Consider the following 18019-nt stretch of genomic DNA (forward strand, 5'->3'; position numbering starts at 1 on the left):
TGGTTATGGTCTTTCTCACTCTCAAATGACAGCATAAACTTGGCACTGCAATCAGGTTTTTGCCAAACCACAATCTGGCAGAGCCACTATGCTGGTTACAAGGCGACTGTTTTGTGTTACCTGTAGAAATACGACCACGAATTATCACTCTTTTGGAAGTTAACTTTAGAAAAATTTACTCTTTCTAGATCCATGACAGTTTCTCCATGTAACGCTGACTTTTTTGTATATAATAAGGAACTATGCCGCTTTCTTTTAGCTGTTCAGCAAAATTGCATCAGGAATAATGTCACACAAATTGCAAGTCTTTCCCTGGAGATTGACTGTGTTGACCCTTTAGTTGTCCTTGAGCGGCTGGCACAACCAAATAAAATTAATTTTTATTGGGAGAATAGAGGAAAAAAAGAAGCGCTTGCTGCTGTTGATGCTGTTGCCAAATTAGAAATTGTCGGGAAAGAGCGTTTCGCTCAATCAGAAGAGTTTATCAAAGAATGTGTAAAAAATATAGTTTGCTTTTCTAGGACAAACCAAGCTTTCTCTGGAACTCAATTTTTATGTAGTTTTAGTTTTTTTGATCAAAATACCCAAGTAGACTATCCATTTCCAGCCGCTACCATTTTTCTGCCACGTTGGCAAGTGGCTGTTAAAAATGAGTGTAGCGTATTAGTTTTAAATACAATTATCAATGCTGACGTAAATATTCAAAGAATTCTGCAAATTTTCTGGCGCAAGATTGAAATTATCAATTCCATAGGATATGAGTCACAAACTCTTGATTATTCTTTGCCAAAATTCAGCAAACAATCCGTTGCAAATCCAGAAAAGTTTAAACTTTCAGTCTTGTCAGCTTTGGAAAAAATTCAGTCTAATCATTTAAATAAAATTGTTTTGGCAGATGCACTTGATGTAAGGTCAAATGCTGATTTTAACTTAATTCAATCCTTAAATAACCTGCGACAACTGCATCCTAATTGTTATGTGTTTTCTATAGGAAACGGTAAGGGACATAATTTTATAGGCGCAAGCCCGGAACGCTTAATTAGTATTCAGGAAAAACAGTTAATGACTGATGCTTTGGCTGGTTCTGCACCACGGGGTAAAACACCTGCTGAAGATGCTGCTAATGCCAGTTCTTTGCTCAATAGCATGAAAGAAAGACACGAACATTCGTTGGTAATTGATTTTATCACTCAGCGTCTGTCTCAACTGGGTTTATCACCTCAAGTTTTAGCACCTCGCTTGCGACAATTATCTAACATCCAGCACTTGTGGACACCTATCAGCGCCCGAGTTCCTGCTCATGTCCATCCCTTAAAGATAGTCGCCCAGCTACATCCAACACCAGCAGTTGCAGGTACTTCCCAAGAAATTGCTTGTCGCGAAATTCGTCGTTACGAAAGCTTTGAAAGGGGTTTATACGCTGCGCCACTAGGTTGGGTAGACTTGGAGGGAAACTGTGAGTTTATTGTGGGAATTCGTTCAGCACTCATACATGGCGATCGCGCCAGACTTTACGCAGGTGTTGGTATCGTTGCTGGTTCCGATCCCGATAAAGAACTTGCAGAAGTTCAACTCAAACTACAAGCGTTGCTCAAAGCATTAGTTTAGAATTTTGTGTAATGCGTGTAACAATTGCTTAACGGTGTAAGGTTTTGGCAAAAATGTTTCAACGCTCAGGGCTTGCGTCTGTTGTTTGTTGTCTGAAAGCCCACTAGCAGCCATAATCTTGACACATGGATTCATTTTTAGCAAAGCACGGATCGTGGTTAAACCATCCATGAGTGGCATCATTATATCCACAAACACAACTTTGACTTCTTCCCGATGTTGAGCATACAATGCAAGTGCCTCAATGCCATCACAAGCTGTCAACACTTTATAGTTGTAGCTTGAGAGCGTGATTTTGGTAATCTCTCGAATTTCCGCCTCATCATCCACCACCAAAATTAATTCTCCATTTCCCGTAGGTAATTTCAAAGTTTCTGTAGGCGGTGTTTCGTTCTCTAAAACTGCTTTTAAAAAGACCTGAAATTCTGTTCCTTTACCAACAGTGCTAGAAACACTGATAAAACCGCTGTGGCTTTTCATAATACCAAGTACCGTTGAAAGACCAAGCCCTGAACCTTTGCCAACCTCTTTGGTAGTAAAGAAAGGCTCAAAAATTTTATCCAAAACTTCAGCGGGCATACCAATTCCAGTATCCCTCACGCTGATCATAATGTGGGGTCCAACAGTTGCATCAAGATTCATCCGCGCATAGTTTTCGTCAATCAAGAAATTTTCGGCTGAAATACTTAAAACACCACCATTTGGCATCGCATCGCGAGCGTTAATAACCAAATTTATAAGCACCTGATGCAGTTGTGTCGCATCTCCAGAAACAGTCCAAAGATTTGGTGCTATATCAGTGCAAAATTCGATAGATTTGGGAAATGTCTGTTTGGCAAATTGCTCAATTTCCAATATCAAATGCCGTAGTTGTAAAATCGTGCGCCTACCTTCGACACCGCGTGCAAACGATAGCACTTGCTTAACCAAAGTCGCACCACGTTGAGCGTTTGTTTCTAATGTCTCAAGCAGCAGCTGGTTCTGCTCATCAGAAATTCTCATCCGCAAAAGTTGAGCAGACATGAGCATCGGAGCCAGTATATTATTGAGGTCGTGGGCAATACCACTCGCAAGTGTCCCGAGGCTTTCCAGTCGTTGAGCGCGAAGAAACTGTGCTTCAAGTTGTTTCTTTTGGGTGATGTCGGTGTTTACAGTCAAGATTGATTTTGCGTTCCCATGTTCATCGCGCACGAGTGTCCAACGAGTTTCAACGATGACTTCTTTGCCATCTTTTCGGACTTGGCTCAATTCACCATACCACTCGCCTGCCAAGTTGACTTGAGACAAAGCTTCTTGCAGTTGCGACGAAGTTTTTTTATACAAAACCTCGTTAGCGTTCCTACCTAAAGCGTCTTTTGCTTTCCAACCGTAAAGACGCTCGGCGCTTCTGTTCCAAAAGACAATTTTGTTTTCTAAATCTCTAACTACAATGGCATCTGTTGCGACATCAAGCCAAGCCGCTTGTTCGCCGATTTTCTGTTCTGCTAGTATCCGCTCGGTAATGTCCATTCCGACACCAACCATACGGACTGCTCTACCAGTTTCGTCATAGTAGACTTGCCCTTTATTTCCTATCCAATGCAGCGTTCCATCAGGTGATACTAATCGAAATTCGGCTTCATAATCTGTCCTATTTTCAATAGCATCTGTAATGGCAGCAAGGACGCGATCGCGATCTTCAGAATAAACAGCATCGAGAAAAGCTTCAAATGTGTGGTCATGGGAGCCTAAGGGAAGACCACACAGCGGTTCCATTGGGTTATAATCCACAACATTATTGGTTGTGATGTTCCAATCCCACGTCACCATGCGGGCGGCTTCCAGAGTTAACAAGAGTCGCGCTTCGCTATCTTGCAGTGCTTCAAGCGTCAGCTTTTGCTCTGTGATATCAATGCACGAACCAATGTAACCCGCAAAACTACCATCTGAATGGAATCTTGGGGTACCTGTATCTAATAGCCAACGATACTCACCATCAAAACGCCTAAGGCGGTATTCCATTGTGAAACTGCGGCGAGCATCAAATGCAGTTGTGTAGGTTTCCAAGCAAAACTCTAAATCGTCGGGATGAATAAGTTCTGCCCATCCGTCACCTAGTTCTTCTTCCACTGTGCGTCCAGTAAATTCCAACCAGCCCTTGTTGAAATAATGACAAAATTGGTCAATACCAGCCATCCATATCATGACTGGGGCTGTGTCTGCCATAGTGCGAAATCGTTCTTCACTTTCTTGCAGCGCGGCGAGCGCATTCTTGCGTACAGTGATGTCAATAGAAATGCCAACAATACCGACTAATTCGCCTTTATCATCGTATATGGGCGAATCAGTGATTAAGATTGGGAACAAGGTGCCGTCTCGACGGCGAACGAGAAATTCACCAGACCAACTTTCACCGCGCTGTAGCTGTGACATAATCTGGGCGGCTTGCTCTTGTGAAGTCTCAGCAGGAACGACTTCCAAGATATTTTGACCTATGACTTCCAACGCTGACCAGCCATAGAGTATTTCCGCAAAGCGATTCCAGTATATAATTTCCCCATCCAAATTAGTGGCAATCACTGCCTGTTCTACCGTTGATAGCAGATGCGCCTGAAAGTAAATTGCTGCTTCTGCCTGCTTGCGCTCAGTAATATCAATAGCTATACCCAAAACCTGCACCGGCAAGCCATCGGCATTTTTGGAAAAAACAGTATCTCGACTACGCAGCCAACGCCACTCGCCATTACTATCTCTCATTCGGTATTCTAGTTCCAGAACTTCACCCTCTTTCACACTTTCAAAGCGTTTATGGTATTCTGTAATTCGTGGCATATCATCTGGATGAACAAGATTAGGCAATACTGCCTCTCTCATGGCTTCAATTTGTTGCGACGTATAGCCTAAAATCTCAACAGCTTGTCGGTTTACATAGATGTTGCGCTGTTCAACTAAGTCGTAGACGTATATCATATCCGGGCTTGTTTCAACAATCCGCTCAATAAGATACTGCTTTTCTTGCAAAGCAGCTTCTACCTGCTTACGTTCCGCAAGTTCGGTTTGTAATTGTAACAAGAGCGTAGATTGTTGAATGGCGATCGCCAGTTGATCAGCCACTGCACAAGTTAATTCCACTTCCTCCTGTTGCCAAGAAAAAGAGTGGTTATTTCTGATCAGGCTAAGACTACCCCAAAGAGTAGAGCCAAAATGCACTGGAACCAGCAACCATGCTCCCTGATAAGTTTGGGCAAAGTTACGGTTGATTTCATCTGAACAAGCACTAGCATCTTCGATTTCAACAACTTCTAATCGCTTGAGTCGAGCAGCAATTTCATTGTCAACATCGGGAATTTCCACTCCCAAAGCACTTGGTAAATCTGGAATTTGATGATAATCAGCGACATTCAGCCACAGTTGCCGTTCGGGTAGATATTGCACAATTTCAACTCGATCAGCTGGTACAAGCTGAGTAATCTCATAAACTGCTGTGGAAAAAATTGTTTCTAAGTCTAGAGAATTACGGATACTTTGAATCACCCGATTGAGCGCCTGCTCTTTTTGTTGGCGTCGCTCCCGTTCGTATTGCTGTCGTAGCCCCTCTTCAGCAACAGGCTGAAGAGATGCTAATTGTTCTAATTGAGAAAGGTGTTGGCGCAGTGCAGCTAACTCTTCAATCAACTGCTCTTTTGTCTTTTCCTCGTCTTTCATTGCCTTATATATTAGGAAAAAGCTCTGTTTGAAGCAGTTACTTAGAATATTTACAGAAAGGTTTTATCCCTGTCATTATCTAATGTCGTAAATTTATATACCGCTTTCAAAAAATTCCTTCATTAATTGCTAATTAAAATATTTATAACTATTTATCATTGGAATCAGTCCAAATCATTGAACATCAAATCATATTTTATAAATGAAAAAAATTTCTTACAAAAGAAAGTATGATTAAGGAAGATTCATAACCACAGATTAACACAGATCCACACAGATAATTTATCTGTGTTAATCTCTGTGCATCTGTGGTTTCATTCTCATAAATTTGACTTTTGTAAGTTTAAGGTAAATGCACACAAAATAAATAGATATTGTCGGGTGGCAATACCCAAGCTTATAGATTTGTAGTGAAAAAATATAACAACAATATCTTGGCAATAGCTTATAGCTAGCTTGTAGTTACACAAACGTAACTACAAACCAAAGTCAAAAGTTCAATCAATTGACTATAAATCCCTATGGATAAAGGGCTTGGCATCTGCACCTGTGTAAGTAGCCACAATATGACCATTGCCACTCATCTGATATTTGTATGTTACCAAACCTTCTAAGCCAACGGGACCACGAGGAGGCATTTGTTGAGTACTAATTCCGACTTCTGCACCAAAACCATAGCGGAAGCCATCAGCAAATCGGGTAGAACAGTTGTGGTAAACTCCGGCTGCATTCACCAGCGCCAGGAAAGTTTCAGCAGCTTCTGCATCTTCAGTGACAATGGCATCGGTGTGTTTAGAGCCATAATCGTTAATGTGGGCGATCGCATCCTGCAATGAATCCACAACTTTAATCGACAAAATCAAATCAGAGTATTCTGTCTTCCAGTCTTCTTCTATTGCGGCTGCGATACTTGACAAAATCTCACGGCTGTGTTCATCCCCTCTTAATTCCACATTGAGTTTTTGCAAAGTCTCAGCAATTTTTGGTAAAAATTCTTCAGCGATGCTCGTGTGAACTAGCAAAGTTTCAATTGCATTGCAAGCAGCAGGATAGCCCGTTTTAGCATCAACTGTAATGGCGATGGCTTTCTCAATATCTGCGGCTTTGTCTACATAAAGATGACAAATTCCATCAGCGTGACCTAATACAGGTATACGGGTATTTTCCTGCACAAACCGGACAAACGAGTTAGAACCCCTAGGAATAATTAAATCTACATACTTATCTAATTTCAAAAGTTCTAAAATTTCTTCTCGTGTTGTTAATAACTGCACCGCATCTGGATTAACAGCAGTTTGAGATAATCCTTGTTTAATCGCCTTAACTATGGCTTCACAAGAACGAGTCGCTTCCTTACCACCTTTGAGGATAATGCCATTTCCCGACTTGATAGCAAGAGAAACAATTTGAATTGCGGCTTCTGGACGTGCTTCAAAAATGACACCCAAAACGCCTAAAGGACAAGTGACGCGCTTCAGGATTAAACCTGTATCAAGTTCACGGTGAATCTGTACAGCACCGACTGGATCAGGGAGTTTCCCGACATCTCTAACACCAGTAATAGTGTCTCTTAACTTATGTTCATCTAACTGCAAACGCTTATAAAGAGGCTTAGCAATTCCTTCTGTAGTCGCTCTTTCACAATCAGCAACATTTGCTTGTAAAATTTCGTCTTTTGCAGCTTCTAAAGCTTGGGCGATCGCTTCAATAGCTTGATTTTTCGCGTCAGTTGGGAGAACCGCCAGCTTGAGTGCAGCCAGTCGGGTTTTTTTAGCAACTGCAATTAAGTTTGATAAATCCTCACCAAAAATACTCATGATAACAAATCACATTAATCTATGCCTTTCCCCAATCCTATCAACACTAGACCTCTTGCACTAATCTCTAAAACCCCCCTCAATCCCCCCGCAAGCGGAGGGAAGGTTTAATTCCCTCCTCGCTTACGGGGAGGGTTAGGGTGGGGTGCTAAATATTCGTGCAGCAAATCTATTAGTTATTCTCCCCACCTCCGCATCCTCCACTTGGTTCACCCAACTGGGTAATAAAAACTAATCGCTTCGGGCGAGGTTTAAGCTACATAATCAACCTTACTTTAGAAATATCGAACGCAAATGAAATTCAGGGAGAAAAACAATGACATTTACTCAACCATCTACCGAAGCTCAACTTGACAGACCGGAACTAAGAGAAGGTTCCAGAGGCGAAGCAGTTAAAGAATTACAAAATTTGTTAAAGAAATACGAACTTTACACAGGTGCTATTGATGGCATTTTTGGTCCAGCAACAACAAAAGCTGTCAAAGCCTTCCAACACCGTGTATTCTTAAAAGAAGATGGTATTGTTGCCGATAAGACTTGGCGAGCGCTTTACAAGGGTGCGCCAGTCGATATGCCAATTCTGAAAAAAGGTAGCAAAGGCGATTTAGTTGTTACTATTCAAAAAATCTTGCTAACTACCAAAGACTATAGTGGTAGTGCTGATGGTGACTTTGGTGTCCGCACAGAAACCGCAGTCAAAGCTTTCCAAAAGCGTGTCGGTTTGCCACAAGATGGCGTTGTTGGCGATCGCACTTGGTTTGAGTTCAGCAAAATTAATCACTAAAGCCACGTGGAGACAATGAGAAGGTAGTAGAAACACCAAACCCGATTTCTTTAAGAAACCGGGTTTTTCTACTCTTGTGCAAGTTGAGCCTTAGCTTGTTGCCACAGCGTTTCTAATTCCTCTAAAGTGTAATCAGAAAGAGGACGCTCAGCAAAAGCCTCCATTTTTTCCAAACGCTGAACAAACCGCTGATTTGTTCCCTGCAAAGCTGCTTCCGGATCAAGATTATTCCAACGCGCAAGCTGGAGAACAGAAAACAGCAAATCACCTAACTCAGCTTGTTGTCGTTCTGGTGTTTCGTGTTCCAAAGCCTGTTTGAATTCCGTCAATTCCTCATTAAACTTGTCCCACACCCCATCAATATTTTCCCACTCAAATCCAACAGCCGCCGCCTTTTGCGAAATCTTCATCGTCGCCATCAATGGCGGAAGCTTACGTGCATAGCCACCTAGCTTGTGACTGAGTGTTTGACTATCTGGCGATGGTTCACCTTTTTCCGCAGCTTTGATTTGTTCCCAGTTTTGCCGCACCTCATCAACGCTTTGCACCGACACATCACCAAAGACATGAGGATGACGGCGAATAAGTTTTTGGGAAATCCCTTCAGCCACTTCCTTCAAAGAAAATTGTTCGTATTCGCCAGCGATTTGTGATTGTAGGACAACTTGTAAGAGTAAATCGCCCAGTTCTTCAGCAATAGCGTCTTTATCCCCACTATTAATAGCGTCTACTACTTCATAAGCTTCTTCTATCACATATGGTGTCAGCGTTTGGGGAGTTTGCGCCAAATCCCAAGGACAACCCCCATCAGGAGAGCGCAACTTTGCCACTATATCAATTAATTCTTGTAACGCCGCCAAAGTCTCAGCGTTCCTCTGGGTTTGATTAGTTTCCATAATTAATAAAAACTCTGCGTCCTCTCTTGTCCTGGTGCGGTTCAAAATACTCTTTTTGACATACCCCCCGCCCTAAAGGGACGGGGATTCTAGGCTCAAACAGCAATTGCAGGCACAGCCCGTCTTACATCGCCTAACCCAACAGTTGATGCCCCAACTGCACAAATATTCTTAGCTGCGTTCTCGTCCCTCCCGTTCACCGACTCACAGGATGGACAACGCCACTCTCTTATAGACAAATCCAGTTTTTCTAGAACGTGTCCACAATTAGAACAAGTCTTGCTAGACGGATACCATTGATCTATAAATATGACCTGCTTGCCTTTCTTTTTGGCAATCCACTCTAGAATTTGTAGAAATTCCCCAAAGGCTAGGTCTGAGATTTTTCGTCCCCAAAGACGTTGCATCCCTTTAAGATTGAGTGTTTCAAAACATAGCACATCAAACTTATTAGTTAAGTCGTGTGCTAACTTCCAAAACCAATCACGTCTGGCATTACAAATATCCTCATGCTTGCGTACTAAATTCTTTCTAGCCCGTTCTCGATTGGACGACCCTTTTAGCTTTTTGGAATGTTGTTTACTCGCTTTCTTAATGGTGTTGAGAGACTGTTTAAGAAATTGAGGAGATTCAATACTGGAGCCGTCAGAACAGGTGAGGAATGTCTTTAAACCAAAATCAAATCCCGCTATTCTACCAGTCGCAAATTTAATTTCTGGTTCAAAACAATCGTCAACCACGACAACCATAAACAATTCACCCAACGGTGTGCGTTTAATGGTTAAAGTTTTGACTGTCCCCTCTATCTCTCTAGATTTCCAAAATTGATAAACCCGATTCCCAATTTTGACCCGATTGCCACTTAAAAATTTATACCCTGCTTGCTTGAGGGTGAATGATTTGTACTTTTTAACCTTCTTGAAGCCTGGTGGACGAACCCCCTTCTTATTATGTTTAAAAAACAATTGGTATGCTTTTTCAATACGTTGACAAATGTCCTGTACTGCTTGAGAACCTACTAATTGCCAAAACGGGTTACGTTTCCGCAAATTGGCTATATGAGATTGAAGTTTTGTACAACTCAAGTGTTTACCCCACATCCGGTAGTACCGACGATGAAGGGCAATGCAATGGTTATAGATTACCCCAGCAGCGTTAATTGACTGCTTGAGGTATCTATTGCGCTTGTGTGAGTACAACTTAAATCTTAGTGTTTTCATGCTACTATTGTACACAATAAAGCTGTACAATAGTATGAAGAAACGATTAGATTTTAGGGTAGAAGAGTACGAACTTCAAATTCTTGAAGACTACTGCTCCGAAGTTGGCAGAACAAAAACTGATGTATTTAGAGAACTTATTAGAACTCTGAAGACCAAGAGAAAGCCGTCCTAGAAGGACGGGGCTTTAAACCCAATTTTTTGGTAAAAAGCTGGGACGAAATGAGTCTAAAGACAAAGCAGTACATAACACTCACTCCTAGTGCGTGGCAAACATTACACGAAGGTGCCAAGGAACAAGGAGTAAGTGCCAGAGAACTCATTGAGTGTTGGGCGAGAGAGTGACAAGAACTGGGACACCTTAGGTGGAGAATGTCCCAGTTCTTGTCCGCCATTCATCCCACACTCCCCAAAGCGGGTGAGATGTGGAGCTTCTGGCGAGCTAGCTAAAGTTCTGGTAATCTCTGATCAAAAGCCGATGGCGGGATTTGAACCCGCGACCGCTCGATTACGAATCGAGTGCTCTACCACTGAGCCACATCGGCACACATTAAAAGATAATAGCTCATGACACAACCAAATAGCAAAAATCGTATGAAATCAGAACAATATGCCCGTCTTAAGGCAGAAATAGCAGCCCCCTATCGTGGCTTACGGCAATTTATCTACATTGCTTGTGGTGCTTCTGGCTTTATCGGCGCACTCATTTTTTTTTCTCAGCTACTTGCGGGACGTGATGTTGACAACGCTTTGCCTAACTTGGCACTTCAAGTAGGAATTATCACTTTAATGGTTTTTCTTTGGCGTTGGGAGCAGCGCAAACAACGACGCCCCTAAAACCCTTTCATCAAATGAATTACAAGCTTTTACGATGGCGCAAAGCGTCCGCTGAGTCCTCCGGTGCCGCCAGGCTTACGCGATGGGATCTTATGCCTTTAGAGAAGTAAGCTAATAAAAATACTGTTATCCCCATCATACCAAAGTTCCAGTAAGTCGTAGTTAGAGCGGTTGTGCCGATAATAAGCAAGCAAAATAAGCTGTATTTAACCTTCATTCGTACTTACTTTTTCTAAACAAAAGATTCAAGCTTTTTCCACCAAAGGTCTGCGTTTGGAAACTAAGAAATGAAAATTAATGGCTGAGACACTTGCAGATAGGAAGTGCATAATTGACTTTAAAAAACAATACCTAAGATCGGCTCGGGTTTTGATTTAGCTCACTGACAAGACGTTTTGGAGAACTTTCGTGCATATCCACAAGTTAAAAAGAGAAGTACTCTTGGCTCAGCCTAATTTTACTTATTCCTACTTATCTTCTCTATCAGCCTTAAGCTCACGCACGCATTCTTGTGCAACACCTACAGCAAGTCCCAAGGTGGCACCAATTAAGGTATATCTATTGTGCAAGTCTTGGTAGTACTGACCTTCAAATTTAGGTTGATTAAAGCCACGCTGACCAATTTGAGCAGCAGCCAAACCGATAACTGCGCCAATTAGACCAGTCATAACACCTGAGAAGATGATTAACCTGATATTCATAGAACAGTAAACAGTAAATAGTGAACAGTTAGCAGTTATCAGTTAACAGTCAACACGTGGTTGTTTACCCATAACTGATAACTGATAACAGGACTAATGGTGCAAGAAGAAAGAGTAAAACAGAAAGGCAACAGTGAGCGTAAACAAAATGTGGTTTATCCAATCGTCTAAATTCCATTTTTTGAACATCCGTGTTACCTCTATAGACAAACGTGAATCTTCTTCTACCCCATGACATTATTCTACATTTAAGGCTTTTTGTGGAACTGCTAACTTTACAGTTAATAATGTTAATAATGTCGAAGTTGCATGACAATTTCAGCCAATATGAAAAAAGAACAGCCTGAGTGTTCAACCCGGGCTGCGTGACGCCATCAACACCTTACTCCTCTTGTGGACTAGCCTGAAATGTAGAAAGAGCTTGTTCCTTGTCCTGCTGAGACTGTGGATACTCTGTCGGGCTGGGCTTGCCAGGTTTACCCGGTTTCAAGAAGCGCTCTTCTTGGTTCTTGATCACGACATACAGCACTGGAACTAAAAACAAACTTAAGATTGTCGAAATCAGATAACCACCAAATAGCGCTGTTCCCAAAGACCAACGGCTCGTTGCCCCAGCGCCAGAAGCTATCACCAAGGGCCAAAAACCAACGAAACCAGAGATAGCAGTCATGAGAATTGGTCGCAAGCGTTCCTCAGAAGCGCGGATTGCTGCCTTAGTGATATTCATCCCTAACTCTACCAACTGGTTAGCAAATTCCACGATCAGAATCGCGTTTTTACTTGCTAAACCAATAAGCATCACCAGCGCGACTTGGGCATAGATATTATTGTTAATTACAGGCCAAACGCCGCCTGCTTGGAAAACATTAGCGCGGAACAGGACTGCACCAAGCGCACCCAAGATTGCCAGAGGTACGGTAATCATAATGATGGTGGGATCGACGTAGCTTTCGTACTGCGCCGCTAACACTAAGAAGACCATGACAAAGGCTAAGCCAAAAATGATGGGTGCTGCACCGCCAGAAGATTTCTCCTGCAGGGCAGTCCCTGTCCAAGCGAAGCCAAACCCCGGTTGCAAAACTTCGTTGGCAACCGCTTCCATTGCTTGAATTGCCTGTCCGGTACTGTAGCCTGGTGCAGGACCTCCTTGAATTTTGATTGACGGATAGACGTTGAAGTGAGTGACGACAGGCGGGTAGGTCATTCTTTCCAATTGCACTAAAGAACTCAGTTGGACGAGATTGCCATCTTGGGAGCGCACGTACAGGCGACTGAGGTCTTCAGGATTGGAGCGGACTGTCCCCTCTGCTTGGGCATAAACCCGATACAGTCGTCCACCAAGCACGTATTGGTTGACATAGCTTGCACCCAGGTAGGTCTGCATAGTGCTGAAAATATCACTGACCCGGATGTTCTGTGCCTTGGCTTGGTTGCGGTCGATGGAGATTTGCATCATCGGGGTATCAAAGGTGAATTGGGTAAAGACACCTCCGAGTTCCGGTCGCTTCTGAGCCGCAGCGATCACGTTTCGGGTATTCTCGATCAGTACTTCCATCGGCAGGGCTTGTCTATTTTGGATATACATCTCAAAGCCACCTGTACTACCCAAACCATCCACAGGTGGTGCATTGACGGCGATCGCTACTGCTCCCGGAATTTTTTCCCGCAACCCTTTATTGATTTTTTGCAGAATGCCAAAGACTGAATGCTCAGCACCACGGCGCTCTTCCCAATCTTTCAACTTGACGAAAAATAGCGTCTTGTTACTAGCGTTCCCCTCAAATCCAAAGCCAGCGTTCCCGACGACATGCTCAACTTCAGGTAGTGGCTGCACCACTTCCTCAGAAATCTTCTTCACGAGATCAACGCTGTAGTTGAGAGACACCCCTGGTGGCGCTTCGACAATCGCAAAGAAATAGCCTTGGTCTTCTTCAGGGATAAACCCTTGAGGAGTTGTCTGGTAAATCCAACCTGTCGCTACTAGACCCGCAATAAAGACTGGAATCACGAGCCAGCGAACCCGGATCAGGAATTCCACAATCTTGACATATCCCCCTTGAGCCAATCAAACACCCGATTAAACCAGCGGAAAAACAAGCCCAAGGGACCGTGGACTTCCTGCTGTCGCCGCATGATGATGGCTGACATACTGGGAGAGAAGCTGAGCGCGTTGAAGGTCGAAATGGCAATCGAGAAAGCAATAATCAGTGCGAATTGCTTGTAAACGATGCCGGTTGTCCCAGGAAAGAAGGTTACGGGGATAAATACTGCCATCAGTACCACTGATGTCGCGATGATTGCCCCGGTGAGTTCCTCCATCGCATCTAGGGCGGCTTGCATTGGTTTCATGCCCTGCTCGAGTTTGGCAGCGATCGCCTCCACGACGACAATCCCATCATCCACCACCAAACCTGTTGCCAGGATGATGCCGAATATCGTCAACTGATTGAGGGTAAACCCAAACACATAGGCAAATGCCATCGCTCCAATCAGCGATACGGGGATCGCAAGCGAGGGAATAATTGTGGTGCGCCAATCCTGTAAAAAGATGAAGATGACTAGGAACACCAGCGCGATCGCCTCCATCAAAGTTTTGAAGGCTTCATCGAGAGAAGCTGCGACGAACAAAGTATTATCTAAGCCGACCGCCGACTTTAATCCTGGCGGAAAATTCGGTTGCAACTCCGCCATTTTTGCTTTGATGGCGCTGGCTGTATTCCAGGCATTCGTGCCGGGCAGTTGGTAGGCTAACAAAATAACTGCTGGTGAACCGTCAAAGAGCGTCGTTGCGCTATAGTTTTCTGCCCCAACTTCGGCGCGACCGACATCTTTTAACCGGATTAGCGTGCCATCCTTGCCTGTTTGCACCACGATGTCTTCCGCTTCTGCGGGAGTAGTAAACCGACCGTTGGCTCGCAGAGCAATTTCATACTGCTGATCGGTTGGGGTAGGTTGCTGACCAATTCTCCCCGATCCAACCTGGATATTCTGTTCCGAAACGGCATTGATGACGTCCTGTGCCGTCAAATTTCTGGCAGCCAAGGCATCGGGATCAAGCCAGATACGCATGGCATATTTCCGTTCCCCGACAATTCTGATCGAACCTACGCCCTCGATCCGTTTGATTTCATCGAAGATTTGTCGGTCAACGTAGTTACTTAGGAAGACGTTATCGTAGATGAAGTTACCCTTTTCGTCTTTTTCCGAATAAAAGGCATAGGCGAGAGTAATGGTTGGAGACTGCTTCTGAGTAATCACACCAATGCGGTTGACTTCCTCTGGTAAGCTGGCTGAGGCGATCGCCACGTTATTTTGCACGAGGACTTGTGCCGTATTCCTATCCGTGTCCGTGGGAAAGGAGACGTTAATCGTGCTGTTGCCATCATTCGTCGTCTGCGAGGACATATACACGACCCGCTCCGTGCCGTTGATTTCCCGCTCTAGCACGGTGGTGACGTTTTCTTCTGCTGTTTTGGCATCAGTCCCGAGATAGTTAGCAGTGACAGTCACCTGCTTGAGAGCCATTTCTGGTAGCTTATCCAAGGGGAGGAGGGGAATACAGATTCCTCCGACCAAGAGAATAAGTACAGTACAAACTGTCGTGAAGACTGGTCGCTTAATGAAAATATCCGCAATACTTAGGAGCATAGCCTAGGAGTGATAGGGATCAAGTTGAGAGTGCGATCAATAGCTATTGACGATTAAGCTCAATAGAAATCTAATTGTGCTGACTTAAGACTCAGGCTGAATCGGAGAACCATCTCTCAGGGTCAGAATTCGCGTGACCGCAATTTGATCGCCTGGCTTGACTCCATCGAGCACTTGGTAGCTTTGACCTTGAATGGCTCCCAGCTTCACTGGTACCCGCCGCACAGTCTGTTTTGACCCTGCATTCTGGGCTACAAAGACAAAGCTCTGCGCCCCGATATTAGAGACAGCTACCGTGGGAAGCAAAACACCTGAACGTTCGTTCCAAATGACTCGTGCGCGGACAAACTGCCCCTCGCGTAAGCTGCCCCCCTTGTTGGAAAAGCGAGCCTTGGTTAAGACAGCTTGGGCACCTGTGTCTACCTCTGGGGAGATAAAGTTAATACTCCCGCTGACCAAGCGTTTTTTGGTATTGGGATCAATCAGCTCCACTGGTAGCCCGCGTCGCAGTTGTGAAAGGTAGTTGTTGGGAATTGAGATTCGCAGGTAAAGATTATCATTTTGAGTAATAGTCGTTAGGGTTTGACCAGTGTTAACGTAGTCTCCCACCTTAACGGGAAAATCACCCACTTCTCCAGTAATTGGTGCCAGCACCCGTTTAAACTGAAGCGACACGCGAGCAGTCGCTGTATCTGCCTCAGCTTGTCGGACGTTAGCTTGTGCTTGATTTAAGCTAGCTTTGGCAGCTTGTACCTGTTCCTCAGTGGCGCGGAGGGTGGCGATCGCCGTGTTTAGGTCTCTCTGGGCAATGTCTAACTGCTGTTTTGCTTGTGCCCCAGCAGATACCAGTTGCTGCGCCCTTTGGAACTGAAGTTTTTGAAGTTCTACGTTTGCCGCATCCCTCAGCCGTTGTGCTTCTTGTGCTTTCACTTGCGCCTGTGCCGTTCCATAAGCAGATTTGACTGAGTTGACTCTGGCAATGGCGCTATTCAATTCCGGACCGCTGCGATCAGGACGCAGCAGCACAATCGGCGTTCCTTGCTGCACTCGATCTCCTGAGGAGACAGGAATCGACTCTATCCGACCTTGGATCTCCGGCTGCAGTGAGACTCTCTGCTGAGCTTCCAGCCTACCCACGAACTCTGACACGTCTTGCACTGTGGTAGACTTCAATAACTGCAACTTCACCGGAGTTGGTGGCGGTTCGGTAGCTGCGGCAGAGGGTTTGCTCTTACCGCAGGCGCTGGTGAAAAAAGAAGCTAGAAGCGCTGGAAATAATAATTTACTTGCGAGTAAGACATCAGCTTTTTTAAACATATTTTTAACCTCAAAAGAATTTAAGTGAGGTGAAGGCAAAAATGAATACTTCTTGCAAGTTTTATGAATTTTGAATGCTTAAGTTTTGCTCTTGAGAAGAACGTTGGTTGCCCAACCGCTTGGATGGCAACAAGGTTTCGTCTAGTTTAAAGACTACATACAAGCAGACGGTTGAAGAAATAATTCGTCATTTTTGAACCAAAGGGAGAATTCCACCACCGTGAAGGATGACAGCCAATCGGTGCAGCCAATGTGTAATCTAGGTCATCACACTTTAGCCATTTGCCGTTCACGCGCCAGCCTACAACCTCGCCGAATTTCTCAATCACTGCATTATCTTGATTAATGGTGGTATCGAATGAACCCCCAACACTTTGATATCTCTGTATTTGCACACTGAAACCAAACCGACCTTGGCTATATTTTCTCCACAAACTGTCTATCACCCGTAGTTCTTCGCAGGGGAACTCCCTCATATCATCCGGAGTGATGGCTGCCAAGTCTGGCTCTTTTGTGATTGCTTGAATGACCCGAATCGTTTCCCAGTCTGCCTCTCGTAGGTTCCCTGCCGCTAACAACTCCTGCAGCTTTTTGTATTTGTGGATATCGGCAACAAGTAGGAAACTCTCTTCTGATTTGGCAATGCGATCGCTGAGATTTGCTAAGAGCTGATTAAATTGTTGTAGCTGTTGTTCGATCGCACTTAAACGAGTCGTGACTTCCGATTCATGCACTTCATTAGACATTGAATTCCTCACAAACAAGGGGGTGTTTTCAACTTTACTTGTCAATAGCTAAATTATTCATTCTTTAATAGGTACCGACAAATGACGGCGAGATTTGGTCATACCGAGTTGTTTAATTGCTATAGCCTTCTCATAATTGTGTACTAGTACACAAGATTGCATAAATCAACAAAAGAGGGCACCTTTACGTTAAGTAAATCAGCAATCAAATTGCATCGCCAGCGAAATAATTTTCTCCGATTACGATAGCGCTGTGCCAGGATGTAAAAAATCTTCAAACGGTTAATGTGTTGGCTAACACGTATTTTGACCTAGTTGTTTCCATCTTCACACTATTCGTGCAAAAGGTCTATTGTTAAACACCGCTTTAAGCAGTACTCATTGTGTCTTGTTGCTCGTCGTGTTATGTGCAATGAAAAACACACGGCTCATCCCTAGGAGTTTTCCTTAGTTGCTATGTACTCTCAAGTATTATCAACGGTGTCTGTCTCAACCGTTGATAATTTGATGGTTCTTTTAGGAGGTTGCTGGAACCACACAAAGGATTGGCTGTAAGCACAACCTGCTTAACGGGAAAATCAGCAGAAGCCAAAGCAGGTGGCATAGATTGATGCGCATGCGGAGTATTCATCTTTCATTACCAAGGCTGGTCGAGCAACACTCAGGCAGAAATTTTAGCAACTGTGGCTGCTAATCAAGTTTGTAGGCGAGGAGCGGGAACTTTGTCTTTCTACACCTAATCACAATAAAGTAGAGGTTTG

The 18019-nt window shown here is 44.0% G+C and carries 12 protein-coding genes, 1 tRNA gene and 1 pseudogene; 4 read left to right on the forward strand and 10 right to left on the reverse strand.

The features are described 5' to 3' along the window. The first annotated feature begins 192 nt into the window (after positions 1–192). Positions 193–1608, forward strand: coding sequence for an isochorismate synthase (locus tag V5G28_RS13730; RefSeq protein ID WP_332988628.1), 1416 nt, complete (start codon positions 193–195; stop codon positions 1606–1608). On the opposite strand, the gene V5G28_RS13735 is transcribed toward V5G28_RS13730, so the two are convergent. Together V5G28_RS13735 and V5G28_RS13740 are read right to left on the reverse strand one after the other, a co-directional pair. Continuing rightward, positions 1600–5292, reverse strand: a complete 3693-nt coding sequence (locus V5G28_RS13735; RefSeq protein ID WP_332988630.1) for a PAS domain S-box protein — start codon at positions 5290–5292, stop codon at positions 1600–1602. The two genes, V5G28_RS13730 and V5G28_RS13735, sit on opposite strands and share 9 nt — an antisense overlap. Positions 5293–5801: 509 nt before the next feature. After that, entirely contained in the window at positions 5802–7109 is a 1308-nt protein-coding gene (locus V5G28_RS13740; protein ID WP_332988632.1) for a glutamate-5-semialdehyde dehydrogenase, read from the reverse strand. A gap of 316 nt (positions 7110–7425) precedes the next feature. Here V5G28_RS13740 and V5G28_RS13745 point away from each other — a divergent pair, with 316 nt between their 5' ends. Beyond that, a complete protein-coding gene (locus tag V5G28_RS13745; RefSeq protein ID WP_332988634.1) occupies positions 7426–7893 on the forward strand; it encodes a peptidoglycan-binding domain-containing protein in 468 nt (155 codons plus the stop codon). Positions 7894–7961: 68 nt separating this feature from the next. Here the strand turns inward: V5G28_RS13745 and mazG are convergent, their stop codons facing one another. Beyond that, positions 7962–8789, reverse strand: coding sequence for a nucleoside triphosphate pyrophosphohydrolase (gene mazG / locus V5G28_RS13750; protein WP_332988636.1), 828 nt, complete (start codon positions 8787–8789; stop codon positions 7962–7964). A gap of 95 nt (positions 8790–8884) precedes the next feature. Next, entirely contained in the window at positions 8885–10009 is a 1125-nt protein-coding gene (locus tag V5G28_RS13755) for an RNA-guided endonuclease InsQ/TnpB family protein (RefSeq protein WP_336230564.1), read from the reverse strand. Positions 10010–10231: 222 nt separating this feature from the next. On the opposite strand from V5G28_RS13755, the gene V5G28_RS13760 reads away from it, so the two are divergent. Continuing rightward, positions 10232–10354: a hypothetical protein gene (locus V5G28_RS13760; RefSeq protein WP_332988638.1), complete on the forward strand. Its 123-nt coding sequence runs from the start codon at positions 10232–10234 to the stop codon at positions 10352–10354. Positions 10355–10482: 128 nt separating this feature from the next. Here the strand turns inward: V5G28_RS13760 and V5G28_RS13765 are convergent. Next, positions 10483–10554, reverse strand: a tRNA-Thr gene (locus V5G28_RS13765). A 22-nt stretch (positions 10555–10576) separates the two neighbouring features. Here V5G28_RS13765 and V5G28_RS13770 point away from each other — a divergent pair. Further along, complete coding sequence (locus V5G28_RS13770) at positions 10577–10846, forward strand: DUF3493 domain-containing protein (RefSeq protein WP_096569000.1); 270 nt, start codon at positions 10577–10579, stop codon at positions 10844–10846. Between the two features lie 467 nt (positions 10847–11313). Here V5G28_RS13770 and V5G28_RS13775 read toward each other — a convergent pair whose 3' ends face one another. From V5G28_RS13775 to V5G28_RS13800, 5 genes and pseudogenes are all read right to left on the reverse strand, one after another. Next, positions 11314–11514, reverse strand: coding sequence for a hypothetical protein (locus V5G28_RS13775; protein WP_332988641.1), 201 nt, complete (start codon positions 11512–11514; stop codon positions 11314–11316). 415 nt (positions 11515–11929) lie between these two features. Next, positions 11930–15195: pseudogene (locus tag V5G28_RS36720) on the reverse strand (efflux RND transporter permease subunit). Between the two features lie 84 nt (positions 15196–15279). Next, positions 15280–16512, reverse strand: coding sequence for an efflux RND transporter periplasmic adaptor subunit (locus tag V5G28_RS13790; RefSeq protein WP_332988646.1), 1233 nt, complete (start codon positions 16510–16512; stop codon positions 15280–15282). Between the two features lie 146 nt (positions 16513–16658). Further along, on the reverse strand, positions 16659–17258 hold the full coding sequence (locus V5G28_RS13795) for a GUN4 domain-containing protein (RefSeq protein WP_332988648.1): 600 nt from the start codon (positions 17256–17258) through the stop codon (positions 16659–16661). A gap of 454 nt (positions 17259–17712) precedes the next feature. After that, on the reverse strand, positions 17713–17889 hold the full coding sequence (locus V5G28_RS13800; RefSeq protein ID WP_332988650.1) for a hypothetical protein: 177 nt from the start codon (positions 17887–17889) through the stop codon (positions 17713–17715). Positions 17890–18019: the final 130 nt, after the last annotated feature.

The organism is Scytonema sp. PRP1 (assembly GCF_036697665.2).
GTDB classification, from domain to species: domain Bacteria; phylum Cyanobacteriota; class Cyanobacteriia; order Cyanobacteriales; family Nostocaceae; genus Kalymmatonema; species Kalymmatonema gypsitolerans.